Source organism: Aegicerativicinus sediminis (genome assembly GCF_015476115.1).
Classification (GTDB): Bacteria; Bacteroidota; Bacteroidia; order Flavobacteriales; family Flavobacteriaceae; genus Aegicerativicinus; species Aegicerativicinus sediminis.
The window spans coordinates 1,180,908-1,199,437 of sequence record NZ_CP064295.1; the positions used below are offsets into that span (position 1 = coordinate 1,180,908).

Annotated in this window: 11 protein-coding genes; all 11 read left to right on the top strand. The window is 36.8% G+C overall.

Features of this window, described 5'->3' with window-relative positions; all coding sequences use genetic code 11:
* Positions 1-13 precede the first annotated feature (13 nt).
* The 11 genes from ISU00_RS05185 to ISU00_RS05235 all read left to right on the top strand — a co-directional run bounded on the left by ISU00_RS05185 (position 14) and on the right by ISU00_RS05235 (position 18,498).
* The gene (locus ISU00_RS05185) at positions 14-3,196 is read left to right on the top strand and encodes a SusC/RagA family TonB-linked outer membrane protein (protein ID WP_228852984.1); all 3,183 of its coding nucleotides are present in this window, start codon (positions 14-16) and stop codon (positions 3,194-3,196) included.
* Positions 3,197-3,209: 13 nt separating this feature from the next.
* On the top strand, positions 3,210-4,748 hold the full coding sequence (locus tag ISU00_RS05190; RefSeq protein WP_228852985.1) for a RagB/SusD family nutrient uptake outer membrane protein: 1,539 nt from the start codon (positions 3,210-3,212) through the stop codon (positions 4,746-4,748).
* Positions 4,749-4,770: 22 nt separating this feature from the next.
* A complete protein-coding gene (locus tag ISU00_RS05195) occupies positions 4,771-7,143 on the top strand; it encodes a glycoside hydrolase family 3 N-terminal domain-containing protein (RefSeq protein WP_228852986.1) in 2,373 nt (790 codons plus the stop codon).
* Between the two features lie 2 nt (positions 7,144-7,145).
* Positions 7,146-8,798, top strand: coding sequence for a sulfatase family protein (locus ISU00_RS05200; protein WP_228852987.1), 1,653 nt, complete (start codon positions 7,146-7,148; stop codon positions 8,796-8,798).
* 3 nt (positions 8,799-8,801) lie between these two features.
* Complete coding sequence (locus tag ISU00_RS05205; RefSeq protein ID WP_228852988.1) at positions 8,802-10,340, top strand: sulfatase; 1,539 nt, start codon at positions 8,802-8,804, stop codon at positions 10,338-10,340.
* A gap of 76 nt (positions 10,341-10,416) precedes the next feature.
* Complete coding sequence (locus ISU00_RS05210; RefSeq protein WP_228852989.1) at positions 10,417-11,901, top strand: sulfatase-like hydrolase/transferase; 1,485 nt, start codon at positions 10,417-10,419, stop codon at positions 11,899-11,901.
* Positions 11,898-12,980 carry an endo-1,4-beta-xylanase gene (locus ISU00_RS05215; protein ID WP_228852990.1) on the top strand — a complete coding sequence of 361 codons (1,083 nt, stop codon included), beginning with the start codon at positions 11,898-11,900 and terminating at the stop codon, positions 12,978-12,980. Before ISU00_RS05210 ends, ISU00_RS05215 begins: the two co-directional genes overlap by 4 nt.
* A gap of 71 nt (positions 12,981-13,051) precedes the next feature.
* Entirely contained in the window at positions 13,052-14,395 is a 1,344-nt protein-coding gene (locus ISU00_RS05220; RefSeq protein WP_228852991.1) for a sulfatase, read from the top strand.
* Between the two features lies 1 nt (position 14,396).
* Positions 14,397-16,193, top strand: coding sequence for an alpha-L-fucosidase (locus tag ISU00_RS05225; RefSeq protein ID WP_228852992.1), 1,797 nt, complete (start codon positions 14,397-14,399; stop codon positions 16,191-16,193).
* Entirely contained in the window at positions 16,186-17,601 is a 1,416-nt protein-coding gene (locus tag ISU00_RS05230) for a sulfatase (RefSeq protein ID WP_228852993.1), read from the top strand. The genes ISU00_RS05225 and ISU00_RS05230 overlap by 8 nt, the downstream gene beginning before the upstream one ends.
* Before the next feature lie 108 nt (positions 17,602-17,709).
* A complete protein-coding gene (locus ISU00_RS05235) occupies positions 17,710-18,498 on the top strand; it encodes a sugar phosphate isomerase/epimerase family protein (protein WP_228852994.1) in 789 nt (262 codons plus the stop codon).
* Positions 18,499-18,530 lie beyond the last annotated feature (32 nt).

Consider the following 18,530-nt stretch of genomic DNA (forward strand, 5'->3'; position numbering starts at 1 on the left):
AAATCCGTCCAAGATGAAACTAACAAAGTTTTTAATAATGTTTGTGCTGTTTTTACCAATTGGTGCCTGGGCACAATTAACGGTAACCGGAACAGTAACAGACGACACAAATTTCCCCCTTCCTGGGGCCTCTATATTGGTAAAAGGTACTACTAAAGGTGAGGTGACAAACATTGATGGTCGCTTTACCATAAGCCTTGATAAAACACCAGCAACATTAATTATCAGTTACATCGGTTATGTAACTAAAGAGGTCTCTATTACAAATCAAACTACAATTAATATTACGCTTGAAACTAATCAAGAACAATTAGATGAGGTCGTAGTAATTGGCTACGGTGAGGTTGACAAAAAGGACCTTACCGGTTCAGTAACTTCATTAGAGCCTCAGCAAAGTGTAGTTAATCAAGCTCAGGGAGTTGAAAGTCTATTGCAAGGTAGAGCCGCAGGGGTTTTAGTTAGTGCAAATAGCAATGAGCCAGGTGCAACAACAAGTATAAAAATTAGAGGTACCAACAGTTTAACGAGCAATACAGAACCCTTATATGTTATTGATGGAATTATCATGGATTCTGCTTCGGAAGACACTGTAGATCCCTTACAAGGAGGAAATAGTTATTTGTCTGCACAAAATGGAATTACAGGTGTTAACCCACGAGATATTGAAGATATTGTTATCCTAAAAGACGCCTCCGCAACGGCAATTTATGGATCAAGGGGAGCAAATGGTGTTATAATAATAACGACTAAAAAAGGGAAATCAGGGAAGGCAAAATTCAGTTATAGTACCACAACCAGGATAGGAACTGTTACAAACGACATAGAGGTTCTAAATACAGACGATTATATCGCTTACCAAAATGAAACGCGAACAATTAATGACGCAAACCCTAAATTTTATGTATATCCGGATGGTTCTTATGCTGTTTTTACAAATAGCGAAGAATATATGTTAGAAAACTCCGACAACATAGCGAGGTTAGAAGGTATAAACTGGAGTGACGACACTTACAAGTCTTCCGTTTCGACAAACCATAGAATAACAGCATCTGGAGGAAGCGAAAACGGCAATTACTATTTCGCAGGAGGCTATACAAAAACCGAAGGCGTTGTACCCAGAGCCTTTGCAAAAAGTGTCGATTTTAATGCTAATCTGAATAATGATTTAACAGATAAACTAAAATTATCTACTAAAATATCTGCCTTTTTTGGAGAATACTCAGCTTCGAAAGGCACAGAAGATTTGGGCGGTAATAATAGTAATATGGTGAGGCAAATTATCTCTGGTGCACCAATATTAGATTATGGCGACAATTTCTTTGGAGATACTGCCGACTTTGATGATTTCCTAGATGGGCCAAGAGCTTGGATAAGTGATTATGATGATTTGGCTAAGGAAATAAGATTGCTAGGTGCCCTTACACTAGATTATAAAATCTCTAAAGTTTTTACTTATAATGTCAAACTGGGTACCGATTACCGTAGCAAAGAAAGAAAACTATGGTATGGCACAGGAATTTTTCGAGGTAATACGGTCAATGGAGAGGCAGGTATTGCTCATCTCTCACGTTTCAGATACAACTTAGATAATACCATAAGATTCAACAAGAGGTTTAATAAAAACCATCGCCTAAATGGTACAGTTGGTGTCGTTATCGACCAACGCTTTATTCAGCAAGAATCTCAAACCGCTTCCGGTTTTCCAATTAAAGATTTGAGAGCCGATGGAATATCCAATGGTGAAGTGGTACAGCAGCCATTTTTCAATCGTGAGAACGAATCGTTACTTTCCTTTTTGGGAAGAATTAATTATACCCTTTACAATAAATATTTACTTACGTTTAGTTATCGTGCTGATGGTAGTAGCAAATTTGCCAAAGGAAATCGATGGGGACATTTTCCAGCAGTTGCCTTTGCCTGGAAAATAAATGAGGAAAATTTTCTTCAAAATTCAGAAACAGTTACTGATTTAAAACTTCGTTTAGGATGGGGGCTTACTGGTAACCAAAATATTCCTAACTATAGGTACTTAACTTGGTTCGATACTACAGGCACTCCCTATTCAGACGGCTCAGGAAATCCACTTTTAGGTGTTGTTCCTCCCCTTTTGGCGAACCCTGATTTGGTTTGGGAAACCACAAGCCAATACAATGCTGGTATCGATTTAGGTTTCGGTGAGAACAGAGTAACCTTTACAGGAGATGTGTTTTATAAAAAGATTACGGATTTATTAATAGATGTACCTATTCCTCCTTCCAACTCTTATGAAAGTTTTTATAATAACCAAGGCTCATTGATAAACAAGGGAATTGAATTGGCTCTATCTGCTGATATAATCTCCACAAAAAATTTCAAGTGGAATGTTTATGGGAATATTGCATTCATTAAAAATGAAATTGATGATTTAGGAATTCCTCCCGGACCCTGGGGAACCCAAACCTATAGTGCCTTTTTAGGCCGAAGAATTTCTGGCGGAAACCATTTCAAAGTACCTGCCAACATTTTTATCCAAGGTAAAGCGCCAGCATTATTTTGGGGTTATGCTACTGATGGCATAGTAAACGATGATTCCGAATTAGCAAACGCACCAGCTTTTCAGGGAACGCCAGCACAATTGGGAGATGTTTTATTGGTTGATCAAAATGGAGATGGCAACATAACCGAAACTGATCTTACTATAATTGGAGATCCTAACCCTGATTTTAATTATGGTTTTGGATCTAACTTTGAATTCAAAGGCGTGTCCCTAAGTTTATTCTTTAATGGAGTTCAAGGAAACGACATCGCAAATGGCAACCTACTAAGAGAGGGTTATGCGAGTGGTGCAAATTCAGATAATATCCGAACAGAAGCTTATTTTAATGCATGGAGACCAGACAATCCTGACGGGACTTATCCACGCATCAATTACGATTTTGTAACAAGCTCAGGGTTTACCGATAGAATCGTAGAAGATGGTAGTTTTTTAAGGTTAAGCTACGTAACATTAGGTTACAACATACCTGTTTCTGAAACTGGATTTTTAGACAGTGCATCTATTTCCGTATCAGGTCAGAATTTGTTACTGTTTACAAATTATAGTGGCTTCGATCCAGAAGTAAATAGTTTCTCTTATGATCCTTTAAGAGTTGGTGTTGATTGGAACTCATTTCCAAACCAAAAATCTTATTCCATTTCACTTAATCTATCATTCTAAAAAATTGTTGAAGATGAAAAGTTTTAAAATCATATTTCCATTAGTGTTCTTAACAGTCAGTTTTTTAGGTTGTGACGAATATCTTGACGAGCAGCCAATTACCAAATTTTATGAAGGTCAAATTTTTTCTAATGAGGAAGGGTTAGAGACCGCTGTAAATGGGATGTATATTAATTTTGCGAATTACGATTATCATGGTGCGCATTGGCATAATATAGTTCCGGTAATGTCGGGTAAATTTTGGTCGAGTCAACCCGCTAATGCCGATGCTACTGGATTAAATTGCACCTCCTCTAATATCAATTTAGAAGGCCTTTGGGGAGGTATGTATGAGGCAGTCAATTCCGCCAATATAATAATTCAACAACTCGAAAATTCTTCTGTTGAATTATCCAATGAAGATGTAGCCCTAGGCCAGGCCTATTTAATTAGAGGAATCACCTATTTTGATTTAGTACGTTTTTGGGGGGGAGTACCCATAAAAACATCACCTGCAACTGCAGAAGATTTACATACGCCAAGAGCTTCAAAGCAAGAGGTTTATAACTTGATCATTTCAGATTTGGAGCAGGCCAAATTATTATTGCCTGATTTCGGGGAGTACCGTCCGGAAAGACCTGTGAAATATGTTGCGAATGCTTATTTGGCAAAAGTTTACATGCAATTAGCAGGTGAAGATGGGGGAAATCCATCGTTTTGGCAAAATGCGTATGACGAAGCTATTCAAGTCTATGGCAAATATTCACTGGTTCAGACCTATGCGGAACTATTTGATGACGTAACAAATAGGAATACCGTTGAATCAATGTTCGAATTGAATTATAGCTTGGCAGGTGGTCTCAGAAATTCGGATGTTATAAGATTGTATAATCCGAACGGAATTTTCCCTAATCTTCCAACCTTTGGACGTATTAGACCCAACAAGGAAACGTTTGATCAACATGTGGAACAATACCCAGGAGATCCGAGGATTGATGCTTCCTTTTTCTACGAATCTTATGTAAGAGCCAACGGAAATACCCAAAGAATTTATCCTTCTGTTAGAAATGGGGCAAACGGATATACGGCACTCAAAAAATATACAGATCCCAATTATAATGGGTCTACAACGTTACGAAATTTCATAAAATTGAGATATGCTGATGTCCTTTTAATGCTGGCTGAGATAGAAAATGAATTAAATGGCCCGGACAATGCATACCAATATGTAAACGAAGTTCTAAACCGAGCAAGGAACACTTCAACTGGCGAAACCGCTGAACCTGCCAATTGGTCTGGGTTATCCAAAGAAGATTTCAGAATGAGGATAATGCGTGAAAGACAATATGAGTTGTTGGGTGAAGGTCATCAATTCTTTGATACTAGAAGAAGAGGTTACGACTATTTTCTAGACGAAGTTGTTGAGTTACATAATAATCATCCAACTATTAATGTAGGCAACAGGGATTATATATATCCTGTAAGTGTGAAAAATATGTTATTTCCAATACCATTTTCTGAGATATCTGGAAACCAGAAAATTTCTCAAGCCGATCAAAACCCTGGTTACTAATTACTGATTACACCAATTAATTATGAAGAATCTAAAAATGGTACACTACCTCGTCCTTTTCCTACTCATGCTTTTTATGGGTTGGACAAAGTCGCAAACTGGTACCGAAAATTCAAATTCTTCTAAGCCAATTTACCTTAACCCTAAAAATTCTGTTGAAGATAGGGTTGCCGACCTGATGAAACGGATGACACTTGAGGAGAAAGTTTATCAAATGTGTCAATACGTTGGGCTTGAACACATGAAGAAGGCCGAAAAAGATTTAACTGAGGAAGAATTAGACAAAAATGATGCTCAAGGATTTTATCCGGGTTTATTTAGTAAAGACGTAGCCCGAATGACAACTGAAGGTAAAATAGGCTCATTTCTTCATGTTTTAACTGCAGAAGAGGCTAATTACCTTCAAGAACTGGCATTAAAATCTAGATTAAAAATTCCAGTTTTAATTGGCATCGATGCCATTCATGGTAATGCTTTGGTTAGTGGAACAACTGTTTACCCCTCTCCAATTACACAGGCAGCAACTTGGGATGACGCTCTTCTAGAAACAGTTAGCAAACAGACCGCCTTGGAAATGCGAGCCACCGGTTCACATTGGTCTTTTACTCCAAATATAGATGTGTTACGAGATCCTCGTTGGGGCAGAACTGGCGAAACATTTGGAGAAGACCCCTATTTAGTTGGAAATATGGGAGTTGCCACTATTAAAGGTATGCAATCGAATGATTTTAGCGGTAGTGACCACGTCATTGCATGTGCCAAACATTTAATTGCTGGTAGCCAATCAATTAATGGATTAAACGCCTCTCCTACAGATATCTCTAAGCGTACGTTATTTGAAATATTTCTTCCTCCTTATAAAAGAGCGGTTAAAGAAGCTAACGTGTTTTCCATTATGGCGGCGCACAATGAAGTGAATGGCGTACCAGCACATATGGATAATTATATGATGACTGATCTGCTTCGGAACCGCTGGGGGTTTAATGGTTTTTACGTCAGTGACTGGAATGATGTTTCTCGTATTGATACATGGCATCATGTTGCCAAAGATTTTAAGGAGGCATCATATATGGCTGTTGATGCAGGATTGGACATGCATATGCATGGACCGCTTTTTTCTGATTATATTGTTGAATTAGTTAATGAAGGAAAACTTCCCGTTGAAAGGGTAAATGAGGCATGTTCAAAGATATTAGAGGCTAAATTCAAATTAGGATTATTTGAGAATCCCTTTATTGATCTTTCCAGAATTGAAAATTCCATATTTAAGGATACTCATCAAAAAACAGCCTTAGAACAAGCAAGAAAAGGAATTGTACTTCAAAAAAATGTTGGATTTCTTCCGATTGGCAATGGACAAGGAAAAAGTATTTTAGTTTTAGGACCTAATGCAAACAACCAAACAATACTTGGTGATTGGGCTTCTCCACAACCAGAAGATAAAGTAGTAACCGTTTTCGAAGGGATTAAAATTTTAGGAGAGAAAAAAGGCTTTAAGGTGTCTTTGCATAAAACTGCCGAACGATCCAAGGATTTAACAGATTTAGATATTTCAACTGCTGCAGAAGCTGCTGCAGAAGCTAATACTGTGGTATTAGTTTTGGGCGAAAACTCTTTTAGGCACGACTGGGCAAATAAAACCACTGGTGAGAATATTGATAGAGCCACCTTAAAATTATCCGGCAGACAATTAGAGTTAGCAAATGCTGTTTTATTAAAAAATAAAAATGTTGTGGTTGTTTATGTAAGTGGTAGCCCGATAGCAGAACCAGAATTAGAAGCGAATGTTAAGGCTGTTTTGAATGCTTGGGAGCCTGGTTCACTTGGGGGGCAAGCAATTGCAGAAATACTTTTTGGAGAAGTTAATCCTAGTGGAAAACTTCCTGTTACCATACCTAGAAGTGTAGGGCAATTACAAATGGTTTATAACCATAAACCAACGGCTTATATCCATAAATACAATACCGAGAAAAAAACTCCATTACATCCATTCGGATTTGGGTTGAGTTATACAACATTTGAAATCTCAGAACCCGTTTTATCAAAAACTGAATTAAGGTCTGAGTCAGATGTTGTACAAGCAAAAGTTACCGTTAAAAATACTGGGGATATGGAAGGGGAAGAAGTAGTACAACTATACATTAGGGATAATATTAGCTCCTTCACTAGACCGGTAAAAGAACTGAAAGCATATACTCGCGTTCAACTAAAACCAGGTGAATCCAAAAACGTAACCCTTGAAATTAAATCGGAAAGTTTAGCCTTTTATGATAAGGAATACAATTTTGTTGTTGAGCCAGGAGATTTTACGATTATGACTGGAAATTCTTCTTCTGACAGCTCATTGAAAAAGACAATTCTTTCTGTACCTACCCTAATTAAGTTAAAAGACTAATGATGGCAAGATTTATTGCAAATTTAAAATTCACAACCGCTTTCTTCCTTCTCTTAGCAATTTTCATGAGTTGCAAAACTGAAAAAGAAGAGCAAACGACTTCTACCACAGAACCATCTGAAAGGGAAAAACCAAACATTATTTATATAATGGCCGATGATCTTACTCGGCAAGCTATAAGTGCCTATGGGGGAATTTACACGGATATAGCTCCTACCCCAAATATAGATCGCTTGGCAAAAGAGGGTATGTTGTTTAATGATGTTCTCTGCACCAATGCCATCTGTGGTCCAAGCAGGGCAGCTATCCTAACTGGAAATTACAGTGATACTAACGGCTACTACAAAAATGAAAGCGGAGGAAAATTTGATGCCTCACAATGGACATTTCCACAAGAATTCCAAAAAAATGGTTACCAAACAAGCTTATTCGGTAAATGGCATTTAGGTTCTGAGCCAAAGGGTTTCGATGAGTTTAAATACCATAATTCCGCAGGTCAGCAAGGTCATTATTGGAATCCCGTTTATAATGTTAATGGAACCGATACCACCTATACGGGTTATGCCACCAATTTAACAACAGGTTTCGCTTTGGAGTGGTTAGATAACAAGAAAATGGATGGCAAGCCATTCATGATGGTTCTTCAATACAAGGCTCCCCACAGGCCTTGGGAACCAGACACTCCTTACGAAAATCTTTGGGATGACATTGAAATGCCTTATCCTGATACCTTCAATGATGATTATTCCGGACGTGAATTAACTGCAGGTAATACTGAAATGACAATTGATTTTCTTAGTAGACGCGACATGAAAATCCCTACTCCGGAAGGTTTAAAAGGAAGGGATAAAATCGCTTGGGATTTCTATGGGGCAAAACCCGGAGAACTTGTTCAACCTGAAGGCATGTCTGATGAGGAAGGCAAAAAATGGCGTTACCAAAATTACATAAAGGATTACTTAGCCTGTGTAAAGTCAGTTGATGATAACATTGGTAAAGTATTAAATTACTTGGATGAAAATGGGTTGGCCGAAAATACTGTTATAGTGCTTACTTCAGACCAAGGTTTTTACCTTGGTGATCATGGATTTTTTGACAAACGTTTTATTTATGAAGAATCTCTCGTTATGCCATTTATTATGAGATATCCTAAAAAAATTGAGGCTGGGTCTGTAAATAACAACCTAATAACCAATGTAGATTTTGCACCAACGCTTCTAGAATTGGCAGGGATAAAAACAGGTCAGCCAATGCATGGAAAAAGTTTTGCTTCAAATCTAGAAGGTGAAGTTTCTACTAAGATTAGAGATGCTATGTATTATCACTATTATGAATTTCCATATTGGCATCACATACAACCCCATTATGGCATAAGAACTGAAAAGTACACACTTGCTCATTTTTATTATAATATAGACGTATGGGAACTTTATGATTTAGAAAACGACCCAGACCAATTAAAAAATGTAATTAACGATCCCCAATATGCGACCGTTGTTTCAGAATTAAAGAAAAAGCTCAACGGTCTAATGGATGAATTTGAGCCTGGAAAAACTCTGGATGATTTCCGTGAAATAACTGACAAAGATTTTGGCTCGATTGTAGATAGAGAAGATGAGGAAACCTCCGTTCAAGATGTATTAACCGGTAACTAAAACATGAAAAAATTAATTTACGCATTCGCATTATTTGTAATTACAGGTATATCCGCAATTGCCCAAAGTGAATCAACTAAAAAGAACATTTTATTTATTGCCGTTGATGACCTAAAGCCTTTATTGTCTAATTATGGGCATGACCAAATGGTAACACCAAATTTCGATCGTCTGGCAGAGATGGGTATAACTTTTACCAACGCCCATGTACAATATGCAGTGTGTGGGCCTTCTAGGGCAAGTGTCATGACTGGGACATATCCAGATAGAAATAAGGTTTGGGATTTACACACCGATTTTAGAAAATCTGCACCAAATTTAATTTCAATGCCTGAATACCTTATAACTCAAGGTTATGAAACAACTGGTGTAGGAAAAATTTACCATAAAGGTTCATCCTCGCCAGGACACGACGGCAAGAGTTGGAGTATCCCCCATGAACTAACAGATCCTGAAGGAAATGCCGAATTCAACACATACCAAGATCCTAAAGTTAAAGCGGAAATGATTCGTCTTAAAAAAGAAGCAAATGAAAAAGGCAAGAAAAATTATGGGCAGATTAGCAAATATGTATTCAATAAATTAAAACCAAGTAATGAAGGTCCGGATGTACCTGATGAATATTATCAGGATGGTGTGTATACGCAAACTGCCATCAGGCAACTTAAAACTTTAATGGCTACAGGTAAACCGTGGTTTGAAGCGGTTGGCTTTCAACGTCCACATTTGCCTTTTAATGCTCCAAAAAAATATTGGGATCTATATAAACGAGAAAATATTGAAGTAGCAAAGTTTCAAGAATTATCTGAAGGAACACCACGATTAGCATTCCACAATTTTGGTGAACTGCGCTCCTATTCAGATATTCCAAATAATATAGATGTGGGCGAAGCTTTACCTATTGAAAAACAAAAAGAATTAATCCATGGGTATATGGCTTGTGTGTCATTTATAGATGCTCAAATAGGAAAGATTTTAGATTTCTTGGAAGACAAGGGTCAATTAGAAAATACAATAATTGTACTTTGGGGTGATCACGGATTTCACTTAGGTGACCATACCGAATGGTGCAAGCATTCAAATTTCGAACAAGCCACACATATTCCGTTTATGTTTGCCGGTCCAGGAGTCGCAAAAGGCAAGAAAGACAATACACCTGTAGAGCTTGTAGATTTATTCCCTACCATTTTTCAATTGGCAGGCGTTAAAAATTCATCACAAGCACAAGGAATTTCTTTGGTGCCGTTGATGGATAATGACCCGTCAACCATAACTTCAAAAGACGCTGCATTCCACCAATATGCAAGAGGCAAGAGAATGGGGTACAGTATACGAACAGGTAGGTACAGATATACCGAATGGCATGACAATAATTACCGTAGCTATTTGCCCTATGATGAAAATAATATCATTGGCCGTGAATTGTATGATTATGAAAAAGATCCTTTGGAGACAAAGAATCATGTTAATAACATGGAGTACAAAAATGTCGCCCAAGATTTAAAAGATAAATTGAAACAACATTTAACATCTTCTAAATAATAGGAGATGTAATAAAAAGCGATAATCATAATTGTCGCTTTTTTTAGCCGTTAAAAAATTAAATTATTTGTACGTTATGAAATTAAAACGTGCCTGTTTCCTAATAGTATTGTTCTTTGGATATTGGGTAAACGCTCAAGAAAAGCCCAATGTCTTGTTCATCATTGTTGACGATTGGGGATATCATGACCTTAGCGCCAATGGTTCTGTAATGTACAATACCCCTAATGTCGATGATTTAGCCAAAAATGGTTTTGTGTTTCAAAATGCTTATGCCAGTTATCCTCGTTGTGTTCCTTCCCGGTATGCCATCTTAACTGGTACTTATCCTTTAAATGAAAATAAGGGAAATTTAGGTTCTACCCCAACCGCACGTAACTTTCCTAAACAGTTTGCCGATGCAGGGTATAATTCTTTTTACGTTGGTAAATGGCATTTAGGCTCAGGCGAAGACAGCCCAACAGGAATGGGTTTTAAATCATCTTTTGCTGCTGGAGACTCAGGTGGAACAGACTCACGATTTTATCCTTTCAACAAAAAAAGAACAAAGGGTTCCAAAGGAGAAAAAGCCCCAATTGAGGATGTTGAAGAATACGCCAATCCAGGGGATTATCTTTCGGATGTGCTTACCAAAAGAACTATTGAATACATAAAGGAGAATAAAAATAAACCTTTCATGGGAGTACTTGCCTATTATGCCGTCCATACACCTATTGAAGCAAAAGAGGTTGATATTAAAAGAAATGAAGAACAATTGAAAGAAATCGACTTTGGGGATGGCCCTGAATATACCAAGGAGGGAAATGGCGATACCAGGATGAAACAAAATTATGCACCCTACGCTGCCTTGGTTGAAAATGTGGATGAAAATATTGGCAAACTAATAGAAACTTTAAAGGCTGAAGGGATTTACAACAAAACACTTATTGTACTAACCTCAGATCATGGAGGACTTTCCACTCGTGGACCGAATAATCGGCTAATCCCTACATCAAATGCCCCGCTTAGGGCAGGAAAAGGATGGATTTATGAAGGAGGGACCAAAGTCCCTTTAATATTCAAACTTCCAAATGGAACGTCTGGGGTTGATACAGAATCAATTGTTATGGGAATGGATGTCTTTCCTACCATAATCGATTTGGCATTAAACAAAAAAATTAACGGTATAGACGGAATAAGCGTGAAAGGTTCAATACTGGGTAAAGAAATTCAAGAGGAGCGCACTGTATTTTGGAATTCTTATAAAGCACGACCTCAGCAAACTGGAGATGACAAAACCTCAGCCATAAGAATTGGAGATTACAAGTTGCTTCAATTTGTAGAAAGTGGTAAAGTGGAACTTTATAATGTGGCAGAGGATATTTCTGAACAAAAGGACTTATCCCAAATTTTTCCTGAAAAAGCAGAAGCGATGGTGGCTACACTCGAAAAATTCAAGAAAGATAAAAAGGTAAAAATGAAGGCCAATCATAAAGGTGGCAATAAAAATATTGAAATTGAAAAATCGACCACTAAAAATGGGAATAAGAAAAATAATAATGATAAAGAAGAAAACCGATGAATTTTAGATTAACCTTTTTTCTTTTTTTTACAACGGTATATTTAGGAATTTCTCAAACTAATACCGTAAAAGAAACTAGTGTTGATAATCCTCAATTATTGATTGGCGCAACCTTAAATTATGAGGAGTTAGGAACTATAAAAGAGCGTCTTTTTCTTAAAGATTTCCTTTACCTAACTCCGGCAAATGCAGCCAAACAGACCCGAATTCACCCCACTCCTAACGAATGGAACTGGTCACAAATTGATGAATTTATTGCTTTTGCCAAAAAACACAATTTAACAGTTCGACTACACGGGCCTATTAGCCCTCAAGCTTCTAAGTGGGTAAAAAATGATAAAAGAACACCTGAAGAATTAGCTAAGATTTTAGAAGAATTCGCTACTGCATTTGCAAAAAAATTTAATAATGAGTCAAATGTAAAATATATGGATGTTGTTAATGAAACCATTTTGGCCGATGGAAGTTGGTTTGGCCCAAAAAAGGGTACCCATCAATGGGAAAACCCTTGGTTGACTATGGGCCTTGATGAAAATGGTTATCCGCTGTATATTCTAAAAGCGTTTGAAATTGCAACCAAGCATGCAACTAATATAAAACTAGTTTATAACCAAAATGTGGGTATGGAGACCCCTATGTGGGATAAGGTTAAAGAAACTATCCTTTATCTGCGTTCGAAAGGCTATAGAGTAGATGGTATTGGTTGGCAGGCACATTTATTATTGGGTGCAAAACGAAAGGATTTTGTAGATAATATCGATAACACGGTTAAGAAACTATCGGATCTTATTGATTGGGCTCATGCTAATGATTTAGCTTTTCACATTACAGAATTAGACTTCTTAGTAAAAGATGACTCCAAATTAGAATCTGAGCGAACTATTCAAAAAGAGGTCTATAAAAAAATCGTGGATGTTTTAATACAAAAAAGCAACCAAGGTGAAGTAACTCTTAATTTATGGGACTTGGGGGTTAGAGTTAAAAAAGATACAGGAGAATTTCAATCGATATACGATGAAAATTTTAACCCTACCCCTGCCTACAATGTGATTAAAACTGCTCTCGATTCATCAAAATAATGTCAGTTTATAAAACTCATAACTATTTCCTTATCTTTTTGTGTTTAAGCTTGATTAGCTGTAAAAGCAGATTGCCTAAAACCATTGTTAATGAATTTGAGAAACCTAACATCCTCATTATTCATGTTGATGACCTGGGATATTACGATTTAAGTTTTACAGGTTCCAAAATATATCAAACACCTAACATTGACAGACTGGCAAGGGAATCTATAAGGTTTCAAAATGCCTATGCTAACTACCCACGTTGCGTACCATCAAGATACGCTATGCTAACTGCAGGTTATCCAATAAAAAATGGTGATGTGCCAGATGACGGTTTCGAAATGAATGATGTGCCAGATTCTAAAAACTACATAAAACTAATAGGTGAGGCAGGCTACAATACCGCTTATTTTGGCAAATGGCACTTGGGGGAAGATCCCAAACAATTCGGATTTGATTATAGCTTAGCAGCTGGAAAAGCCGGTTCACCCATAAGCTATATATACCCCTTCAACAGGCCAAAGCATAGGGGTGTCAATAAAAAAGATCCTGTCAAAGATTTAGACTCCATTGGTAAAAAAGGTGATTATCTCACCGATGTGCTTACAAATCAAGTGATTGAATATATTCAAAAAAGGGATAGCTCTAAACCATTCATGTCCATGTTGGCCTTTTATGCTGTACACCAACCTCTTGAAGCAAAAGAGGAAGACGAAAAAAGAAATCAAGAAGAAATTGACGCCTTTGATTATGGAAACCAACCGGAGTATATCCAAGAAGGTACTGGAAGAACCAAAATGAGACAAGACAACGCTACTTATGCCGCTATGGTAGAGAATATGGACATGAATGTTGGCAAGATCATTAAAATGCTATCCAACGAAGGATTGTTGGAAAACACTATCATCATTTTTTCTTCAGACCATGGGGGTCTTTCCAATGATGGCACAAACAAACGACAGTTGGCTACCTCTAATTATCCATTAAGGGCAGGAAAAGGATGGCTTTATGACGGTGGGATTAAGGTGCCATTATTTGTTAGGTGGAACAATCAATTTCAACCTATGGAAGAAACACAATCCATAATAATGCTAATGGATGTGCTACCCACTATTTCCGAAATTGTCACAGGGAATTCTCTTCTAACAGAAGGAAAAAGCTTTCTTTCTATTTTAAAAAATGAAGAAAAATGGAATGATAGAACAGTTTTTTGGCATTCCTCAAAGGCGAGGCCTGTAAATACTGGTGATACTAAGTCTTCAGCTATACGTAAGGGAGATTACAAATTGATTAACTGGTACGAAGAGGGCAGAAGCGAATTATACAATATTGTTGAAGATCCATCTGAAACAAAAAATTTAATGATGGAAATGCCAGATTTGGCTAAAGTATTGTTGACGGAATTAAATAATTGGAAATCTAATTTTTAAAATGAAAAGAAATCATTTACTATTCATCACCCTGCTTGTTTCCGCCCTTCTTGTTAATGGTCAACAAAAATCTTACAAATCCCAATGGCAATTTCCGCCACAAGACAAATCCATGTTAGTGACTTTAGACCAACAAAAGGAATTGTTGGCTTCAGAAGAGGACATGAAATGGTTTAAAGATGCCAAACTGGGAATTTTTGTCCATTGGGGTCCTGCTTTGCTTCAAACAGACGTGCTGAGTTGGGGACGTTATGGTGATCGCCCAGGTGCAGGACGGCCTGCTGAAAATGGAATTAAACCAGAAGTTTACGATAACCTGTATAAAAAATTCAATCCTATAAATTTTGATGCAGGCAAATGGATGCAGCAGGTAAAAGATTTTGGGGCTAGTTACATTGTATTTACCGCTAAACACCATGATGGATTTTGCTTCTTCTATGCGAAAAACACAGACTATGATATTATGAATACGCCTTATGGGAAAGATATCTGTAAACAGCTTGCAGATGCAGCACATAAAGCAGGGGTAAAACTTTTTTGGTACTATTCCCAACCAGATTGGCACCATCCAGACTGCCTAAGGGAAAATCATTATGAAAATTATTTACCGTACATGAAGGAGCATGTAGACCAACTCTTCACAGCCTATGGTAAAATTGATGGTGTTTTTTGGGATCATTTGGCTACAAAATATTGGCAGTGGGATTCTTATCATTTATTAAAAGATATAAAAGAAAAACAGGCTGGTTTTCTATCAAATTCAAGGGTTGGATTTGGGTGGCCAAATGATCAGCTTCGAGGAGATTATGACAATCCTGAACAAAGCCTTGGACCTGTAAATCACCCAAGATATTGGGAAGCGTGTTTAACAATGACTGACAAATGGTTGTACCATAAGGATGGCCCTATTAAACCTTCAGAAACAATCCTTGGGATGCTCATTCAAGTTGTTGGTAATGGAGGTAATCTTCTTTTGAATTTTGGCCCCAATGGAGAGGGGGAATTTGTAAAAGAAGAAGCTGAAGTTGGTTATAAAGTAGGGCAATTCTTGAAAAAATATGGCTCAACACTATATGGTACTCGCAGGGGGATTTATATGGGTGGAGATTGGGGAGCATCTGCACAAAAAGGAACGAGCCTTTTCCTCCATTTTATTGAAAAGGTTGCAAATAATGGCGAAACAGTATTCGAATTGCCCGAACTACCAATGAAAATCGAATCTGCCCAAGGGGTAACACCAGGATTTGAAAATTTTAAAATTGAAAATGGAAAACTTATCATCACATTCAACAAAGAATCATTTCAAAATCAAATGGATAATATTGTTGAATTGAAGCTTGCTGAAAGTCCAGAAAATTTTGAGCGGATTGAGACTTGGCAAGCACAACCAATCCAAAAGTCAGAATTTAATGTTTCGGCTTCATCAATTCTAAATTCACAAAATAACCCAAATGTTATATATAAAACTGAAGGAAATATTTTTAGTGAAGGCATTCATTTAAAATCGTGGTGGCAACCATCTAAAACTGACAGTAAGCCTTGGTTGCAATTAGACTTCAAAAATCCTAAAAAGGTAAAAACTGTATTACTAAGCGAAAATATGCGGTCCCATTCTATGCGGCAATTCACTCTCGAAACTAAAGACCAAAATGGAAATTGGAATAAGGTTTTCGATGGCAAAACCATTGGTGAGGGTTTAAGAATAAGGCTAAATGGAAATCCAATTTATGGAGTTAGATTCAATGAAGTAAAAAGTATCTATAATACTCAAATAACTGCTTTTTATGCATATGAATAAATTTCTTGTTTGCTTTATTTACATAAGTTTTAGCGCAGTTTTTGGACAAACTAACAGTAAAAACCAACCAAATGTTCTTTTCATCTTAGCAGATGATTTAGGCATCAATGCACTTAATTGTTACGGCAATCCTTTGGTAGAATCTCCAAATATTGACCGTTTATTTGCCGAGGGTATGCATTTCACGAATGGGTATTCAAATGATCCCACATGTGCTCCTTCTAGAGCATCTATTATGTCAGGTCAATACGTTTCAAGACATCATGTTTATAGGGTTGCAGATAGGTTTAAACAAGATCAAAAGACCTTGGAAGCCATGACATATTTACCTCCTGAAAATTACCGTCTTAATGGTTCTGGAGCTGGTTTAAATCTAAATAAAATTACCATCGCAGAGGCTTTAAAAGATAATGGTTACCAAACAGCTGCCTATGGAAAATGGCACCTTGGACATAATGAATTACAAATCCAAAATCAAGGATTTGATGAAGGCTATGAAATAACCGGACATTTTAACTTTAAAACCTCTCCCAAACAAAAAAATATAGATTCAACTTTATATTCATCCGACGTCATTACCTCAAAAACAATCGATTTTATAGAAAGAGCAAACGGAAAGAAACAACCATTTTTTGCCTATGTCCCTTACTATTTAGTTCATAAGCCGCTAGAACCAAAAAAGAAATACTTAGAACATTTTAAAAATAAACTAAAGGAAAATCCCAATGTAGGTCCTGATGAAATTAAGGTTTTGGCAATGATAAAAAGTTTAGATGATAGTGTTGGCGAGCTACTTCATACCCTAGAAAAATTAGACTTAGATGAGGATACTATTGTAATTTTTGCCAGTGATAATGGCCATTACCAAACGGAAAGAAACATATTTACCAAACCTTATAGAGGTGTTAAAGGTGAAACCTATGAGGGAGGGATAAGGGTACCGTATATCTTTAAATGGCCCAGACATATAAAACCCAATTCCGCAAGCACCGTGCCCATAATTCATGTTGATTTATATCCAACAATTTTGGGGTTAACTTCAACGAAGCATCCAAAAGATTACATCTTGGACGGTGAGGATCTTTCGCCAATTCTCTTAGGCAAAAGAATTGAGCCAAAACGTGAAGCATTAATTTGGGAATACACCAATTATGCCGGGTATAATCCTAAAACTAAATCTTTCCGTAGTCAATGGGTAAATGTTATACAAATGGACGGATATAAATTAACGGAAGTGGTTGAAGATAATTCCTATTACATGTATAATCTTAAAAAAGATCCATACGAAACTCAGGATGTTTATGGAGAATATCTTCATATCGCTGAAAAACTAAAACATAGACTAGAAGAATGGAAAAAAGAAACAGGGTATGAACATCCAAAACCAAATCCTAATTTTAAACAATAGTAGACGTATTTCTTGAAAATTTTTAGAACACATAATAGAATATTATTGTCGAGTTTCACTTGCTTATGTCTATTGTATTCTTGTGGCTCACCACAAAAAAGTACAAGGATGTTTCAAAAAGAAAATCTTATCCCATGGTCCATTGTTGGTTTTGATGTTAAAGAGAGGACACCCCAAGAGAGATTAGAGATGTTAAAGGATTTAGGGTTTACTCAATATGCATACGGTTATCGCCCTAAGCATATACCAACTATGGCAGAGGAATGGCAATTAGCCAAAGAGAAGGGCATCCAAATAAAAGCAGTTTGGTTATATATCAACCTTAAAAAGGATAGACCAGGAAAGCTTAAACCTGATAGTGAAATTGTTTTTGAAAATCTAAAAAATATTGGTCTAAAAACCCAGATTTGGGTTGGTTTCGAACCCTCCTATTTTGAAGGGCTTTCTGATTTAGATGCGTTTTCTGAAGCTAAGACAATGCTAGAATACCTTATTGAAAGAGCTGATGAAGTTGGCTGTAAAATTGCATTATATAATCATGGAGGGTGGTATGGAAAATCAGAAAATCAACTTAAGCTTATCAACACCTTTCCTAAAAAAGACATTGGTGTCGTTTATAATTTTCATCATAGCCATGAAAATTTAGATACCTATCAAAACGATATTAACCATCTTTTACCCTATCTCTGGTGTGTTAATCTCACGGGAATGAAAGAAGACGGGCCAAAAATCTTGACCATTGGTGAAGGAACTGAAGAAAAATTAATGATAGAATATGTAATCGAAATTGGATATAACGGACCATTTGGAATACTCGGGCATGTGAAAGGAGGCGATCCAGAAACAATTTTACAAGACAATTACAACGGACTTCAAAATTTATTTAAAGGTGATTAGAAAATTTCATAAATGTGGTCTTGCAATAATTT